The 13,772-nt window shown below is 62.5% G+C and carries 15 protein-coding genes; 8 read left to right on the top strand and 7 right to left on the bottom strand.

The features are described 5' to 3' along the window. Nucleotides 1-10: 10 nt before the first annotated feature. The gene (locus tag J1N02_RS06785; protein WP_027605621.1) at nucleotides 11-490 is read left to right on the top strand and encodes an SRPBCC family protein; all 480 of its coding nucleotides are present in this window, start codon (nucleotides 11-13) and stop codon (nucleotides 488-490) included. Then, nucleotides 487-1,710, top strand: coding sequence for an RNA polymerase sigma factor (locus tag J1N02_RS06780; protein ID WP_421147237.1), 1,224 nt, complete (start codon nucleotides 487-489; stop codon nucleotides 1,708-1,710). The genes J1N02_RS06785 and J1N02_RS06780 overlap by 4 nt, the downstream gene beginning before the upstream one ends. A 62-nt stretch (nucleotides 1,711-1,772) precedes the next feature. On the opposite strand, the gene J1N02_RS06775 is transcribed toward J1N02_RS06780, so the two are convergent. After that, nucleotides 1,773-2,627: a LysR family transcriptional regulator gene (locus J1N02_RS06775; RefSeq protein ID WP_065925265.1), complete on the bottom strand. Its 855-nt coding sequence runs from the start codon at nucleotides 2,625-2,627 to the stop codon at nucleotides 1,773-1,775. Nucleotides 2,628-2,715: 88 nt separating this feature from the next. Here J1N02_RS06775 and J1N02_RS06770 point away from each other — a divergent pair, with 88 nt between their 5' ends. Further along, nucleotides 2,716-3,228: a multidrug/biocide efflux PACE transporter gene (locus J1N02_RS06770; RefSeq protein ID WP_043293516.1), complete on the top strand. Its 513-nt coding sequence runs from the start codon at nucleotides 2,716-2,718 to the stop codon at nucleotides 3,226-3,228. Here the strand turns inward: J1N02_RS06770 and J1N02_RS06765 are convergent. Further along, nucleotides 3,127-3,885 carry an SDR family NAD(P)-dependent oxidoreductase gene (locus tag J1N02_RS06765; RefSeq protein ID WP_027605624.1) on the bottom strand — a complete coding sequence of 253 codons (759 nt, stop codon included), beginning with the start codon at nucleotides 3,883-3,885 and terminating at the stop codon, nucleotides 3,127-3,129. The genes J1N02_RS06770 and J1N02_RS06765 overlap by 102 nt on opposite strands. Nucleotides 3,886-3,990: 105 nt before the next feature. Between J1N02_RS06765 and J1N02_RS06760 the strand changes: the two genes are divergently transcribed. Continuing rightward, entirely contained in the window at nucleotides 3,991-4,887 is an 897-nt protein-coding gene (locus tag J1N02_RS06760) for a LysR family transcriptional regulator (RefSeq protein WP_421147236.1), read from the top strand. On the opposite strand, the gene J1N02_RS06755 is transcribed toward J1N02_RS06760, so the two are convergent. Further along, entirely contained in the window at nucleotides 4,884-5,801 is a 918-nt protein-coding gene (locus J1N02_RS06755) for a LysR family transcriptional regulator (protein WP_098478870.1), read from the bottom strand. The two genes, J1N02_RS06760 and J1N02_RS06755, sit on opposite strands and share 4 nt — an antisense overlap. Nucleotides 5,802-5,905: 104 nt before the next feature. On the opposite strand from J1N02_RS06755, the gene J1N02_RS06750 reads away from it, so the two are divergent. Genes J1N02_RS06750 through J1N02_RS06740 form a run of 3 tightly spaced genes read left to right on the top strand, consistent with a single transcriptional unit; the run spans nucleotide 5,906 to nucleotide 8,570 of the window. Further along, on the top strand, nucleotides 5,906-6,661 hold the full coding sequence (locus J1N02_RS06750) for a 5-oxoprolinase subunit PxpA (protein WP_027605627.1): 756 nt from the start codon (nucleotides 5,906-5,908) through the stop codon (nucleotides 6,659-6,661). A 59-nt stretch (nucleotides 6,662-6,720) separates the two neighbouring features. After that, nucleotides 6,721-7,599 carry a 5-oxoprolinase subunit B family protein gene (locus tag J1N02_RS06745; RefSeq protein WP_074847505.1) on the top strand — a complete coding sequence of 293 codons (879 nt, stop codon included), beginning with the start codon at nucleotides 6,721-6,723 and terminating at the stop codon, nucleotides 7,597-7,599. Beyond that, nucleotides 7,596-8,570 (top strand): biotin-dependent carboxyltransferase family protein, encoded by a 975-nt coding sequence (locus J1N02_RS06740; protein WP_421147235.1) that lies wholly within the window; start codon nucleotides 7,596-7,598, stop codon nucleotides 8,568-8,570. The genes J1N02_RS06745 and J1N02_RS06740 overlap by 4 nt, the downstream gene beginning before the upstream one ends. Nucleotides 8,571-8,632: 62 nt before the next feature. Here the strand turns inward: J1N02_RS06740 and J1N02_RS06735 are convergent, their stop codons facing one another. The 4 genes from J1N02_RS06735 to J1N02_RS06720 form a co-directional block, all read right to left on the bottom strand. After that, on the bottom strand, nucleotides 8,633-10,249 hold the full coding sequence (locus tag J1N02_RS06735; protein WP_421147234.1) for an inorganic phosphate transporter: 1,617 nt from the start codon (nucleotides 10,247-10,249) through the stop codon (nucleotides 8,633-8,635). 165 nt (nucleotides 10,250-10,414) lie between these two features. Continuing rightward, on the bottom strand, nucleotides 10,415-11,434 hold the full coding sequence (locus tag J1N02_RS06730; protein WP_027605631.1) for a transporter: 1,020 nt from the start codon (nucleotides 11,432-11,434) through the stop codon (nucleotides 10,415-10,417). Nucleotides 11,435-11,582: 148 nt separating this feature from the next. Beyond that, nucleotides 11,583-11,888, bottom strand: a complete 306-nt coding sequence (locus tag J1N02_RS06725; protein ID WP_027605632.1) for a PepSY domain-containing protein — start codon at nucleotides 11,886-11,888, stop codon at nucleotides 11,583-11,585. A 100-nt stretch (nucleotides 11,889-11,988) separates the two neighbouring features. Continuing rightward, nucleotides 11,989-13,116, bottom strand: a complete 1,128-nt coding sequence (locus J1N02_RS06720) for a glycerophosphodiester phosphodiesterase family protein (RefSeq protein ID WP_027605633.1) — start codon at nucleotides 13,114-13,116, stop codon at nucleotides 11,989-11,991. Between the two features lie 232 nt (nucleotides 13,117-13,348). On the opposite strand from J1N02_RS06720, the gene J1N02_RS06715 reads away from it, so the two are divergent. Continuing rightward, nucleotides 13,349-13,672, top strand: a complete 324-nt coding sequence (locus J1N02_RS06715) for a DUF2025 family protein (RefSeq protein ID WP_027605634.1) — start codon at nucleotides 13,349-13,351, stop codon at nucleotides 13,670-13,672. Nucleotides 13,673-13,772 lie beyond the last annotated feature (100 nt).

The following is a 13,772-nucleotide window of genomic DNA, read 5'->3' as shown; positions in this document are numbered from 1 at the left end:
AGGTTTAGCCATGCCTACGCAACCTGCCGAATTTGAACTGTCCATCAGCCGCGTGATCGATGCGCCGCGCAGCCGGCTGTTCCGCGCCTGGACCGAACCCGCGTTGTTGCAACAATGGTGGGGCCCCCACGGCATGACCACCCCCGAGTGCGAAATGAACCTGTGGGTCGGCGGGCTGTTTCGCACCCTGATGCGCGCGCCGGATGGCAGCGAGTACCCGACCCAGGGCGTGTTCCTGGAGATTGTCGCCCCTCGGCGCCTGGTGTTTACCGACGCCTATACGCCGGGCTGGATCCCTTCGGGCAAACCGTTCATGACCGCCGAAGTGACGCTGCAGGAAGTCGAGGGTAGCAAGACCCTCTACACCGCCCGCGCGATGCACTGGAGCGCCGAAGACAAGCAGGCCCACGAAGCCATGGGCTTTCACGACGGCTGGGGCCAGAGCCTGGACCGCCTGGTGACGCTGGTGACCCAGGGTATGCGCGATTGACGCCTCCCATCGAGGCGATCTACCGCAGTGAGTCCCGGCGCGTCCTCGCCACCCTGATCCGCCTGCTGGGGGATTTCGACCTCGCCGAAGAAGCCTTGCACGAGGCGTTCTTCGTCGCGGTCGAGCGCTGGCCGCAAGAGGGGGTGCCGGACAACCCACGGGCCTGGCTGGTGTCGACCGGACGCTTCAAGGCCATCGACCGTTTACGCCGCCAGGCCCGCTTTACCCCGTTATTGCAGGCGCAGGCCGATGCACTGGAAGCCGCTGACTGGAGCGTTGAGGACGTGGAAGACGACCGCCTGCGCCTGATCTTCACCTGCTGTCACCCGGCGCTGGCGGCCGACGCCCAGGCGGCGCTGACCTTGCGTGAGATCTGCGATCTCACCACCGAAGAAATCGCCCGCGCCTTTCTGGCCACCCCGACCACCATCGCCCAACGCATCGTGCGCGCCAAGGGCAAGATTCGCGAGGCCAAAATCCCTTATCAAGTGCCGTCGCTGGCCGAGCTGCCCGAGCGCCTGGACAGCGTGCTGCGGGTGATTTACCTGGTGTTCAACGAAGGCTATTCGGCGTCCATGGGCGCGGACCTTACGCGCGAGGACCTGACCCGCGAAGCCATTCGCCTCGGCCGCTTGCTCCTGGAATTGCTGCCGGAGCCGGAAGTGATGGGCCTGCTGGCGCTGATGCTGTTGCACGAATCCCGCCGGGCGGCGCGCACCTCGGCCAGCGGCGAGCTGGTGTTGTTGGATGAACAGGATTGTTCGCGGTGGGACGCGTCGCTGATGGCCGAAGGTTGTGGGCTGGTGGAGCAGGCATTGAGCCGTCGCGGCTTTGGCCCGTACTGCCTGCAAGCGGCGATTGCAGCGGTGCATGCCGAAGCGCCCAGGGCCGGGGAAACGGATTGGCCGCAGATTATCGGGCTCTACGATGTGTTGCTCAGGGCCGTGCCGTCGCCGGTGATCGAGTTGAACCGCGCCGTGGCGGTGGCCATGGGCGAAGGGCCGTTGGCGGGGCTGCAGTTGGTGGAAGGCATTCTGGCGCGCGGGGCGTTGCTGGATTACCACTTGGCACATTCGGCGCGGGGCGAGTTTTGCCGGCAGTTGGGGCGGGTGGAAGAGGCCCGGGCAGCCTACGAAAAAGCCCTGTCGCTGACCCGGCAAATCCCGGAAAAACGCTTCCTGAAACACCGCCTGGCCGAACTCAATCTCCCCAAGCAATGAAGATCAAAAATGTGGGAGGGGGCAAGTCCCCTCCCACATTAATCTCAATTGTCTGAAAAAAATCACTCCAGCATCTTCCCCAACAACCAACTCCCCGCCGGCCCCGGCGGATGGTGTCGGGACCACAGTGCATCCACGGCTACCGAGCGCGGCCAACCCCGGGCCTTGAGTTCGACCAGTTGCCCACCACCAAAGCGCTCCACCAGCCAGCGCGGAATCGGTGCCCAGCCAAACCCCAACTGGGCCATCTCCAACAGCATCAGGTAACTGGGGGCCGACCACACACGGCCATTGGCGCGGGTTTCGTTCGGGTTGATGATGCTGGCCAGGCGCAATTCGCGGTGCTGTTGCAGGGTGTGCGCGGTGAGGGTACCGACGCCCGCCAGCGGATGTCTGGGTGACACGAACAGGGCAATTTCCGTGCGCTCGTCCACGGGCGCGCGGGTCAGGTCCGGCGGATACTCTTCCTGGTGTTCAATAAACGCAATCTGCGCGCGACCGCTTTGGACCAGGGCGATCAGGTCTTCGCATTCGGCGATCAGGCATTCCAGCTCCAGGTCCGGGTAGCGCTGTTCAAAGGCGCTGAGGGCGACCTCGAAACGGTCGGACTGGTAGGTATCGGACATGGCGATACTCAGCTTCGGCTCCAACCCCTGGGCCAACTGGCTCGCCGCCAATTCCAGCCGGCTGCTGGCCTCCAGCACCTGCTCGGCGCGTTGCAGCAACACATGGCCCGCCGGCGTCAGCGTCGGCTTGCGGCTGCTGCGATCGAACAGCACCACATCCAGGTCAATCTCCAGGCTCGCCACGGCCGCGCTGACGGTGGACTGGCTCTTGCCGAGCTTGCGCGCCGCCGCCGAGAACGAGCCTTGGGTGGCCGCCTGCACAAACGCCTGCAGCACTTCGTTAGAGGCCATGACTATCGCCTTGATCGATGGTTATTGGTTATGAAGTATCGAGTCAAAGGCTAATGATGACAACCATCGTCACTCACGGAGCCGGGTCATGAACCCTACCAAGTCGATTACTGAACGTGTTTGCCAGGCCATTGGTTTCGAAGCCCTGGCATTGTTGATCTGCACCCCGTTGCTGGCGTGGATCATGGACAAGCCTGCCCTGGAGATGGGCATGGTCACCCTGGCGATCAGCCTGTTGGCGCTGGCCTGGAACGTGATTTTCAACGGCCTGTTCGACCGCCTCAAGGCGCGCCTGCAACTGGCCAGCAACGGTTGGACCCGCGTGCTGCACGCCTTGATGTTTGAAGGTGGGTTGATCCTGGTGTGTGTACCGCTGATTGCCGCCTGGCTGAACATCAGCCTGGTGCAGGCGTTTATCCTCGACATAGGCGTACTGCTGTTTTTCCTGCCGTACACCTATGTGTATCACTGGGGGTATGACGTACTGCGCGACAAGCTCCTACAGAAACATGCCGCCCGACGCCTCGATACGCTGGCCGGTGATCCAGGCACTACCGTCGGCGAGCAGGCTGGCAATCGCGCCGCCGATATCGTCCGGTAACCCGGCGCGGCCCAAGGCGGTATTGCTGGCGACCATGGCGTTGAGGTTGGCGTTGTCGCGCACGGCACCACCGCCGAAGTCGGTTTCAATGGCGCCGGGGGCCAGGATGTTAACGCTGATGCCACGGCCGCCCAGCTCTTTGGCCTGGTAGCGGGTCAGCACTTCCATCGCGCCTTTCATGGCGGCGTAAGCGGCGTAGCCGGGCAGGCTGAAACGCGCCAGACCGCTGGAAATATTGACGATGCGCCCGCCGTCGTGGATCAACGGCAACAGCTGTTGGGTCAGGAAAAACGGACCCTTGAATTGGATCGCCACCAATTGATCGAACTGCGCTTCGGTGGTCTCGGCGAAGCTGGCGTGAATGCCGATACCGGCGTTGTTGATCAGAAAATCGAAGCGGTCTTGTGCGAAAACGTCCTTGAGTACGCCAGCAATCTCACCGACGAAATCAGCAAATGTCGCGCTCTGGCTCACGTCCAGTTTCAGCATCGCGGCACGGCCGCCCAGCTGTTCGATCTGTGCGACCAATGCCTGCGCTTCATCGGCCTTGCTGTGGTAAGTGCCAATGATGTCGACGCCTTGTGCCGCCAGGTGCAGGGCGGTGTTTTTGCCCAGGCCACGGCTGGCCCCGGTGATCAATGCGATTTTACGGGTCATGGTGCAGTCCTCTGATGTGATCGTGGGAATAAGTGTATTTGTCCGTGGATAACGTGATAAACAGCGCTATACCGGAATCACTGGCCGAATAAGGCGAACAATCCCATGAACAAACTGGAGCTGCTGCGCACCTTTGTGCGCGTCACTGAGCTGTCGAGTTTCACCGGTGCCGGCGAGAGCCTGGGCCTGCCGCGCTCCACGGTGTCGGAACATGTGCAGGCGCTGGAAGAGCTGCTCGGCGCCCGCCTGTTGCAGCGCACCACGCGCAAGGTGCAGGCCACCCAGGATGGCCGCGTGCTGTATGAGCGCAGCAAGGATTTGCTCGCGCACATGGAGGAGTTGGAAGGGCTGTTTCGCCAGGACGAAGCGCAACTGGCCGGGCGGATTCGGGTGGACATGCCCAACATGATGGCGCGGGACTTGATCCTGCCGCGTCTGCCGCAATTCATGGACGCGCATCCGCTGATCGAACTGGAGATCAGCACCACCGACCGCCAGGTCGACCTGCTCGCCGAAGGCTTCGATTGCGTGCTGCGCGTGGGCGCGCAGCCGGACCAGAGCGTGGTGGCGCGGCTGCTGTGCAGCATGCCGATGATCAACTGCGCGAGCGCCACCTACCTGCAACGCTACGGCGTGCCCCGGACACTGGCCGACCTGGCCGACCATCACCTGGTGCATTACGTGCGGCCGTTGGGTTCACGCTCGGCGGGGTTTGAGTACGTGCAGGGCAACAAGGTGCTGCGCATTCCCATGGGCGGGCGGGTCACGGTCAACAGCACCGATGGCTACAAGTCCGCCTGCCTGGGCGGTTTCGGGATTATTCAGGTGCCGGCCCTGGGCATGGGTGACGAATTGGCCAGCGGGGAGCTGGTGGCGGTCCTGCCGGACTATCCGGCCCCGCCGCTGGATGTGTCCCTGCTCTACGCCGGGCAGCGGCATCTACCCCTGCGGGTGCGGGTGTTCATGGACTGGCTGGCGACCATTCTGCATTCGCAGCTTTAACGCCGCGCCGACAGCTGTTGCGGCGCGAGGAAGGCGTCGTGGAAGTAATCGCGAAATGCCTGCATTGCCGGGGTAAAGGCGCGTTCGCGGTGCCAGGCCAGGCCGACGCTCATGGGCGTGACGGGGTCGGTGACGGTCAGGGTTTCGATGCGCTTGCCTTCCAGCGACCAGGGCCGGTGCACCAGGTCCGACAGGATCGCCACGCCGCTGCCATTGGCAACCATGCTGCGCACCGCCTCCACCGAACTGGTGCGCAGCCGCACCTTGGGCGTTTGCCCGGCCTGTTCCCAGTACCGCATGGCGCTGTGTTCGGCCTCATCGACGGTGAGCAGGATGTACGGCTCCTGCGCCACATCCGCCAGGCTCACCGCACCGCGTTCGCACAATGGGTGATGGCTGGGCAGCCATAAACGACGTTCCGAGTTGAACAGGATTTCCGAGACGATCGCCGGGTGTGTGAGGTTCGCGGTGAGGACCACGGCCATGTCGAACTGGCCATCGAGCAGACCCTGTTCGATGGCCTGGCGCTCCTGCTCGAACACCTCCAGGGTCACATCCGGGTGCCAGTGCTCCATGCGCTGCAGGTGGTGCGGCAGGAAGTAACCCAGCACCGTGTAGCTGGCCGCCAGCCGCAGCACGCCGCTGGCGCGGTAGTCGGGCAACGGGCTGTTCAGCGCATCGTCGACACTGCGCACAATCACGTAGGCGCGGTTGAGAAAGTGCCGCCCGGCATCGGTCAGGTTCATGCCCTGGGCCGAGCGCACAAACAGTTGCCCGCCGAGCAGGGCTTCCAGCTCCTTGATCGCCGTGGTCACGGCAGACTGGGAGATGTTCAGATGAATCGCCGCCTGGGAAATCTGGCCGATTTCGGCGGTGGCCACGAAGTAGCGGATTTGGCGCAAGGTCAGGGACATGGCTTTATCTGATTTTCAGAAGATGAGCCATCTGATAATAGATCTTCCCAAGGGGTCAAGCCGCAGCCTACTTTCGAGCATCACCTTTTGGCGGAGCGTCCCCGATGCAGGCAGTGGATTTCAATTCAGACATGGGCGAAGGCTTCGGTCCCTGGACCATCGGCGACGGCGTCGACGCGGAGCTGATGGCCTATATCAGCTCGGCCAATATCGCCACCGGCTTCCATGCCGGCGACCCCGGCACCATGCGCCGCACCGTCGCGCGGGCCAAGCAATTGGGGGTGGCCATCGGCGCGCATCCTGGCTTTCGCGACCTGGTGGGTTTCGGTCGTCGACATATCCATGCGCCGGCCCAGGAACTGGTGGACGACATGCTCTACCAACTGGGCGCCCTGCGCGAAATCGCCCGCGCCCAGGGCATGACCCTGCAACACATCAAGCCTCATGGCGCGCTCTACATGCACCTGGCCCGCGACGAAGAAGCCGCGCGCCTGCTGGTACAGAACCTGCAAATCATCGAGCCGACGCTGTTGCTGTACTGCATGCCCAACTCGGTGATCTGGCGCGTGGCCAAGGAACTCGGGCAGCCGGTGGTGCGCGAATTCTATGCCGACCGTGAGTACGATCTCACCGGCTCCATTGTGTTTACCCGCAACGTACGTGCGCTGGATCCGGCCACGGTCGCGGCCCGTGTCCTACGGGCGTGTCAGACGGGGCTGGTGCGTACCGTAGAAGGCGAAGACCTGTTTATTGAATTCGACTCCATCTGCCTGCACAGCGATACCCCCGGCGCGCTGGAGTTGGTGGAGGCCACCCGTGAAGCGTTGGACCAGGCCGGCATCACAGTCAAAACCCCCTAATAAGATCGTACGTTTACTTTTTTGCCTGCCTTTCTATAACGATTCCAAGAGGAACAGACATGGCTGAAACGTCCCCCATCCGCTACAGCTTCGGCGGTGATGAACACCTGTTCGCCGAAGTCAGCGAGAGCATGTCCCTTGAGGCTTTTTTCAAGGGCATGGCCGTGACCCGTGCCGTGGAACGCCTGGCGCTGGAGGGCGTGCTGGATGTGTGCCTGGCCAATGCCTCGTTCCAGATTCGCTTCGACCCCGACCGCATCGCCCCCCATGTGCTGCTCGACGCCGTGCAGAGCGCCGAAGCCCAGGCCGTGGCCGAGCGCACCCTGCACACGCGCATCATCGAAATCCCGGTGCTCTATAACGACCCCTGGACCCATGAAACCCTGATGCGCTTTCGCGACCGCCATCAAGACCCCGGCGCCACCGACCTGGAATACGCCGCGCGCATCAATGGCCTGGCCGATGTCGAGGCGTTTATCGCCGCCCACAGTGGTGCGCCGTGGTTTGTCTCGATGGTGGGTTTTGTCGCGGGCTTGCCGTTCATGTTCCAGATGGTCGAGCGCGAGCGGCAGTTGCAGGTACCCAAGTACCTGCGCCCGCGCACCGACACGCCGAAGCTGACGCTCGGCCATGGCGGTTGCTTCGGTTGCATCTACTCGGTGCGCGGCGCCGGCGGCTACCAGATGTTTGGCGTGACCCCGGCACCGATCTACGACCCGGCGCAGCAGCTGGCCTACCTCAAGGCGCATATGGTGTTTTTCCGGCCGGGTGACATCGTGCAATTCAAACCCATCGACCGGGACGCCTACGACCTGGCGGTTGCCGAGGTGGAGGCAGGACGTTTCGACCTGCGCATTCGCCCGGTGGAATTTTCCCTCGATGCGTTTCTCGCCGACCCCATCGGCTATCCGAAAACCCTGCAGGAGGCGCTGGCATGATCAAGGTCCTCAAACCCGGCCTCGCCACCTCTGTGCAGGACCTGGGCCGCGAAGGTTATTACCACCTGGGCATTCCGCCATCGGGTGCTTTGGACCAATACGCCCTGAGTGCGGCCAATCATCTGGTGGGTAACCCGGTAGGCGCTGCCGGCCTGGAATGCACCTTGATCGGGCCGGAACTGGAGTTTCAGCGCGATACCCTGGTCGCGCTCAGCGGTGCGTTGATGTCGCCGCGCCTGGACGGTGAAGTGGTGCATCAGGACACCGCGTTCCAGGTACGTGCCGGGCAGGTGCTGCGTTTCGAATTTCCCAAGGCCGGTGCCCGCACTTACCTCGCCGTCGCCGGTGGCATTGACGTGCCGTTGGTGCTTGGCAGCCGTTCCACCTACACCCTCGGCGCCCTTGGTGGTTTCCACGGGCGACGCTTGCAGGCAGGCGATGAGCTGCCCATCGGTGAAGCCAGCGGTCTCGGGCGGGCAGGCAACAGTTTGCCGATGGCATTGCGCCGCTCGGTGGGCGGCGATGTCACGTTGCGCGTGGTGCCGGGGCTGTATTACGAGCGCTTGACCGCGGGTGCCAAGCGCAGTTTTTTTGCCGAACCGTGGACGGTCGGCTCCGAGGCGGACCGCATCGGCTACCGCTTCAAGGGCGGCAGTGCGCTGAGCTTTGAACCGCGTGAGCAGCCGTTCGGCGCGGGGTCGGATCCGTCGAATATCGTCGACAGTTGCTACCCCATCGGTTCGATACAGGTACCGGCGGGGCTGGAGCCGATTGTGCTGCACCGCGATGCGGTATCCGGCGGTGGCTACGCGATGATTGGCACGGTGATCAGTGCCGACCTGGACTTGATCGGGCAGATGCAGCCGAACCAGCGGGCGGGGTTTGTGGCGGTGACGTTGGAGCAGGCACTGGAGGCGCGGCGGGTGTACAATAAGCGGCTCAAGGCCATGGCGGGACTCTTCAACAACTGACAGGACACACATCCAAATGTGGGGGGGAGCAAGCCCCTCCCACATTTTCAATCTTGGCTTGGTCAGAAGAGTTGGGTGAACAGCCAGTAGAGGCTGCCCGACAACACAATCGCCGCCGGCAAGGTGAGCACCCACGCCATCAGCAAATTGCGGATGGTCCGCATCTGCAGCCCACCCCCATTGGCCACCATGGTCCCCGCCACACCCGACGACAACACGTGGGTGGTCGACACCGGTAGACCGAACATATCCGCTGCGCCAATGGTCAGCATCGCCACCGTCTCGGCCGAGGCGCCCTGGGCGTAAGTCAGGTGAGTCTTGCCGATCTTCTCGCCCACGGTGACCACGATGCGCTTCCAACCGACCATGGTGCCGAGCCCCAGGGCGATGGCCACGGCGATCTTGACCCACAGCGGAATAAAGCGCGTGGCATCGTCGATCTGTTGCTTGAACAGTTGCAGCTTGCCTTGGGTGTCGGCGTCGAAATTGCCGACCTTGCCTTTGTCCATCAGGCGAATGGTTTCGCTGCTCAGGTACATGTCGTTACGCACGTTGCCCACGGCTTCGGCGGGGACTTTGGCGAGGGAGCCGTAGCCTTTGACCTGGTCACCGATCTGGCCGGCGAGGGCGGCGAGGGCCGGAATCAACTCGGGTGTGGCTTCCTTGGTACGCATGTAGGTCGACAGCACCGGCCGCGGGTCACCCGCCAACGCCCGCGGCGCTGTTTTCATCAGCGCCACCTGGGTCACTTCGGCGACTGCGGCGAACTGCAACGACTGTTCGGCCGGCATGGTGCGGTTCAGCGCATAGGCCATGGGCAGGGTGCCCACCAGGATCAGCATGATCAGGCCCATGCCTTTTTGCCCATCGTTGGAGCCGTGGGCAAAGGACACGCCGGTGCAGGTGGCGATCAGCATGCCGCGGATCCACCACGGCGGCGGGGTGTCGCCCTTGGGGGCCTTGTACAACGCACGGTTTTTCACAAAGGCGCGCAGGGCCAGCAACAGCAAGGCGGCGAAGGCGAAGCCGATCAGTGGCGAGAGCAGCAGCGCATAACCGATCTTGATCGCCTGGCTCCAATCCACACCGCTGGTGCCGTCACGCCCGTGCATCAAGGCATTGGCCACGCCGACGCCGATGATCGAACCGATCAGGGTGTGGGACGACGAGGCCGGCAAACCCAGCCACCAGGTGCCGAGGTTCCACAGGATCGCGGCGATCAGCAAAGCGAAGATCATCGCGAAGCCGGCCGATGAACCCACCTGCAGAATCAGCTCCACCGGCAGCAAGGCAATGATGCCGAACGCCACCGCGCCGCTGGACAGCAGCACACCGAGGAAATTGAAGAAGCCCGACCACACCACCGCAAACTGCGGCGGCAGCGAGTTGGTGTAGATCACCGTCGCCACCGCGTTGGCAGTGTCGTGGAAACCGTTGACGAACTCGAAACCCAGGGCAATCAACAGCGCCACACCCAGCAGCAGGAACGGCGTCCACGTGGTGAGCTGGGCGCCCATTTCGTGCATGTCGTGCATGAGGCTGTAGGCGGTAAACAACAGGCCCATGGCAAGCACGGCAAAGAAAACGATCACCGTCACCAGGCCGGGTTTCTTGTCCAGGCGCGGTTTTGAGTCGACGGAGGATGAGTGCGTGGAGGCAGTCAGGGAAGGGGTGGCCATGCCGGGGCATCCGTGTGGGGAGGATGCCGCTCATATTCATTGCAGAATGTTACAGCGATGCTGCCGCAAATCATTGTTTAGGTAATTGGATCTGCCACTGGTCTACAAAACACCGTAGTCCTTATGGGGGAGGGGCGGTGCGACGATTCGACCGTTGATTGCATTTCAATTTGAAAACTTGCGAAACGCCCAGCGCCCGGCGATCAGCGTGAAGGTCGCGACCAACGCCACCAGGATCCAGAACCCCTCGGGGTCCTGTGAAAGTGGCACACCGCCCACGTTCATGCCGAAAAAACCGGCGATGATATTGATCGGCAACGCCAGCACCGTCACCACGGTAAGGGTGAACAGCGTGCGGCTGCTTTGCTCGTTGAGGTTGGCGGCGATCTCTTCCTGCAGCAGCTTGATCCGTTCGCCCAGCGCCGTCAGGTCGTTGATGATCAGCGCAAACTCCTCGGTGGATTTGCGCAACTCCTTCACGTCTTCCTTTTGCAGCCATTGCGGCGGGCGGTTGAGCAGGCGCAGCAGCGAACCCGGCTCCAACGCGAGCAGGCGTTGCAGGCGCACCAGCACCCGGCGCGCCGCCCCCAGTTCCGCGCGGTTGGTGGACAGGCGCGAGGACAGCAACTGGTCCTCGATATGGTCGACGCTGATGCTGGTCTTGCGCACGATCTGGGTCAGCACTTCCCCCTGGTCGCGCAGCAGGTGCACCAGCAACTCCAGCGGCGAACGAAAGCGTTCGCCGGCCTTCACCGACGAGCGCAGCTTGTCCACCGAGTGCAAGGGTTGCAGGCGTGCGCTGATCAACAGCCGGCTGCGGGCGCAGACCCACAGCGTGGAAATATCCGACGAAACCATGCTGCTGAAGTTGAACACCACGTCGTTGACCACCGCCAGCAAGGCTGAGTCGACGTGTTCGATACGGGTGGAGCGCGAGCCTTCGTGCAGGGCCTCGAAGAATTCTTCGGGTAAATCCAGGTTGGCCTGCATCCAGCGTTCGCAGGCGGCGTGGGCCAGGTTCAAGTGCAGCCACAGGAACTCTTCCGGGTCGGCGGGTTGCTGCAAGGCCGCGAGGGCCGCGGCCGAATCAATCTGTTCGCCCTTTTCACCGGGACGAAAACGAAAACCGTAAAGCAAGCCAAACAGGTCGGAGTCCTGGTGGCTGTGGTCGAGGCTGTGGTTCATGGAGACTCGCAGAGAAAGCGCCTGTAGGACGTTTCACAGGTTCGCGTGGGCGAATCATTGCAAGGAGGTATGACAGTTATATGACGTTTTAACGCTGCGCATAAAAAAACGCGCCACCCGGAGGTGGCGCGTTTTTTCGAGGATCAACTCAAGTGTCTTGCTTGTTTTCCAGCACCGCGCCGGTCTTGGCGTCGAGCTTCACTTCAAAGCGCTTGCCGGCGGTGTCGGTCAGGTCGACTTCGTAGACCAGTACCCCGTTTTTGTGGTCCAGCTCGGTGTCGGTGATGCTGCTACCGGCGTGGGTGGCCACGGCGGCGGCGTTGAGTTTCTCGAACGGCATCACGGCGCCGGACTTGAGCAGGCCTTCAATCTGGTCCGGGCGAACATCGGCCTGGGCCAGGCCGGCGGTCAGGGTCAGGGCGGTGGCGGCGAACAGGGCGGTCAGGGTTTTCATGGTGTGTGTCCTTCTCTGGTGAGCTGTTTAAGTGGCGCCAGATTAACCGGCGCAACTTAACTCATCCTTAATGGCGCACTGACACCAATGCCCGACTCACTCAGTACTTATAGTCGTTCAGCAGGTCCTGAACGCTGGACGACGGCCAGCGCTTGTAGAACTTCAGCAGTTCGGCGGCGCGGTTGGTGAAGATACCGTCGACGCCGGCTTTCATCACTTTGTCGAAATCGACCGGCTCATCCACGGTGTAGACGTGTACCAGCAGGCCCTTGTCGTGGGTCAGCTTGTTCATTTCAGGTTTCACCAGGTCGGTGTAGCTCTGGTCGCCATGGGCGGTCAGCTCAGCCGATGGGCCGGTGCCGATGGCGCCGAGGCTCTTGGCTTCGTCGACCCACTTTTCGAACTCGGCAGCGTCTTTCGGCTCTTGCTTGGCGTAATAGGCGGCCTTGGTCGGTTCGCCGGATTCGGCAAAGGTCTGCGTGGATTTCGGCTCGATGCTGCCCGGGCCAACCCACAACAGCAGGATTTTCGGGGTGTTCGGCATCTCTTTCTGCAGCTCTTTCAAGCTGTCTTTTTCAAACGTCTGCAGCACCACACGACCCTTGCCCTGGCCGACGCCGGTGTTGCTCTTGCCCAGCTTGGAGCCGGCGGAGCTCAACCAGCCTTTATCCAGCAGCTTGTTTTTCAGGTCGGCTTCGATACCCGGGAATTGCTTGGGTTCCTTGGTTTCGATGTACAGGCCGGGTTTGTGCTGCGGGTTGCCTTCGGCGATCTTGATGATGTCGTCCAGGCTCAGGATCTTCAGGCCAACGAAACCTGGACGCGCACGGTCCGGGTAGGCAGCGTTGAACCAGCTGCCGGCGTCGAGGGTTTGCAGTTCTTTCCAGGTGAACTCGTTGGCCGGGGCGTCCTTGCGCTCAGGGAACTTGGTGGCCACGTCGGTGGTGCGCTGCAGGTTGTTGTCGTGCAGGGCGAACAGCACGCCGTCCTTACTGCGCTGCAGGTCCAGTTCCAGGTAGTCGGCACCCAGGTCGCGCGCGACTTTGTAGGCGGCGGCGGTGGATTCCGGCGCGTCGTAGGACGCGCCACGGTGAGCGATCACGGCGGGGTAGGGAATGCCTTCGTTTGTCGCCAATTCAGCCGGGCTGATCGGTTCGGCAGCCTGTGCCTGGCCGAGGCCAAGCGCCAGTGCGAGCAGCAGGGCGCTCTTGGAAAACGTGACAGGCATATGCGAAGTCCTTTCGTGGAGGTAGCTTTGAGAAGGCCTCCTTTTTAACAATTGATTGCGAAAGGCGCTATCACCAAACCGACATTAACGTGCGCACGTGCCAATTTTCTCGGTTTTTTTGCGCGGCATTGCAGTACTCTTGCTCGCAGCCGCCCCGCTAGAGGACGGTATTTTCTGCCACGCGTGTAAGCCATCTTTCCAGTCCCTGTGGGACTTTTCAGTGAGGTTTACCATGCGCATCACCTCCGAGCTTATCTGCCAGGCCGCCGACCAACTCCACGGTTTTGTTGGCCTCAACCGCAAGACCGGCCAGTACATCGTGCGTTTCAGCGAAGATTCCTTCGGCATGGACGTGGCCGACGACGGCATTATCCCCACCGCTGAATTTGTCTGGCTGCCGGCCCCCGAGCAGACCATGACCCTGTCCCGCGAGCGTATCCAGTTGCTGCTCGACCAGAATATCGACGACCGCATCAACATCAGCGAGCCGCTGCGCGTGTACATGAAACGGGTGGAGATTCCACAGATCAGTGCGCTGCGCAGCCTGGTGAGCTAGGCGGCATAGGCGGTGAGCGAGGGTTCTGTGGCAGGCCGGCTTGTTGTGGTGAGCTGGCTTGCTGTGGTGAGCGGGCTTGCCCCGCGCTGGGCTGCGAAGC

This window comes from Pseudomonas sp. NFX5 (assembly GCF_049132125.1).
GTDB classification, from domain to species: Bacteria; Pseudomonadota; Gammaproteobacteria; order Pseudomonadales; family Pseudomonadaceae; genus Aquipseudomonas; species Aquipseudomonas marginalis.
This window is presented reverse-complemented; position numbering and strand designations above follow the sequence as displayed.

What these genes read in the sequence shown, in the direction of transcription:
- J1N02_RS06745 (WP_074847505.1), top strand. Translation starts at nt 6,721, where the DNA reads ATGGCTGAAACGTCCCCCATCCGCTACAGCTTCGGCGGTGATGAACAC.
- J1N02_RS06765 (WP_027605624.1), bottom strand. Translation starts at nt 3,885, where the DNA reads ATGACCCGTAAAATCGCATTGATCACCGGGGCCAGCCGTGGCCTGGGC.
- J1N02_RS06740 (WP_421147235.1), top strand. Translation starts at nt 7,596, where the DNA reads ATGATCAAGGTCCTCAAACCCGGCCTCGCCACCTCTGTGCAGGACCTG.
- J1N02_RS06730 (WP_027605631.1), bottom strand. Translation starts at nt 11,434, where the DNA reads ATGAACCACAGCCTCGACCACAGCCACCAGGACTCCGACCTGTTTGGC.
- J1N02_RS06755 (WP_098478870.1), bottom strand. Translation starts at nt 5,801, where the DNA reads ATGTCCCTGACCTTGCGCCAAATCCGCTACTTCGTGGCCACCGCCGAA.
- J1N02_RS06720 (WP_027605633.1), bottom strand. Translation starts at nt 13,116, where the DNA reads ATGCCTGTCACGTTTTCCAAGAGCGCCCTGCTGCTCGCACTGGCGCTT.
- J1N02_RS06770 (WP_043293516.1), top strand. Translation starts at nt 2,716, where the DNA reads ATGAACCCTACCAAGTCGATTACTGAACGTGTTTGCCAGGCCATTGGT.
- J1N02_RS06725 (WP_027605632.1), bottom strand. Translation starts at nt 11,888, where the DNA reads ATGAAAACCCTGACCGCCCTGTTCGCCGCCACCGCCCTGACCCTGACC.
- J1N02_RS06760 (WP_421147236.1), top strand. Translation starts at nt 3,991, where the DNA reads ATGAACAAACTGGAGCTGCTGCGCACCTTTGTGCGCGTCACTGAGCTG.
- J1N02_RS06735 (WP_421147234.1), bottom strand. Translation starts at nt 10,249, where the DNA reads ATGGCCACCCCTTCCCTGACTGCCTCCACGCACTCATCCTCCGTCGAC.
- J1N02_RS06750 (WP_027605627.1), top strand. Translation starts at nt 5,906, where the DNA reads ATGCAGGCAGTGGATTTCAATTCAGACATGGGCGAAGGCTTCGGTCCC.
- J1N02_RS06785 (WP_027605621.1), top strand. Translation starts at nt 11, where the DNA reads ATGCCTACGCAACCTGCCGAATTTGAACTGTCCATCAGCCGCGTGATC.
- J1N02_RS06715 (WP_027605634.1), top strand. Translation starts at nt 13,349, where the DNA reads ATGCGCATCACCTCCGAGCTTATCTGCCAGGCCGCCGACCAACTCCAC.
- J1N02_RS06775 (WP_065925265.1), bottom strand. Translation starts at nt 2,627, where the DNA reads ATGGCCTCTAACGAAGTGCTGCAGGCGTTTGTGCAGGCGGCCACCCAA.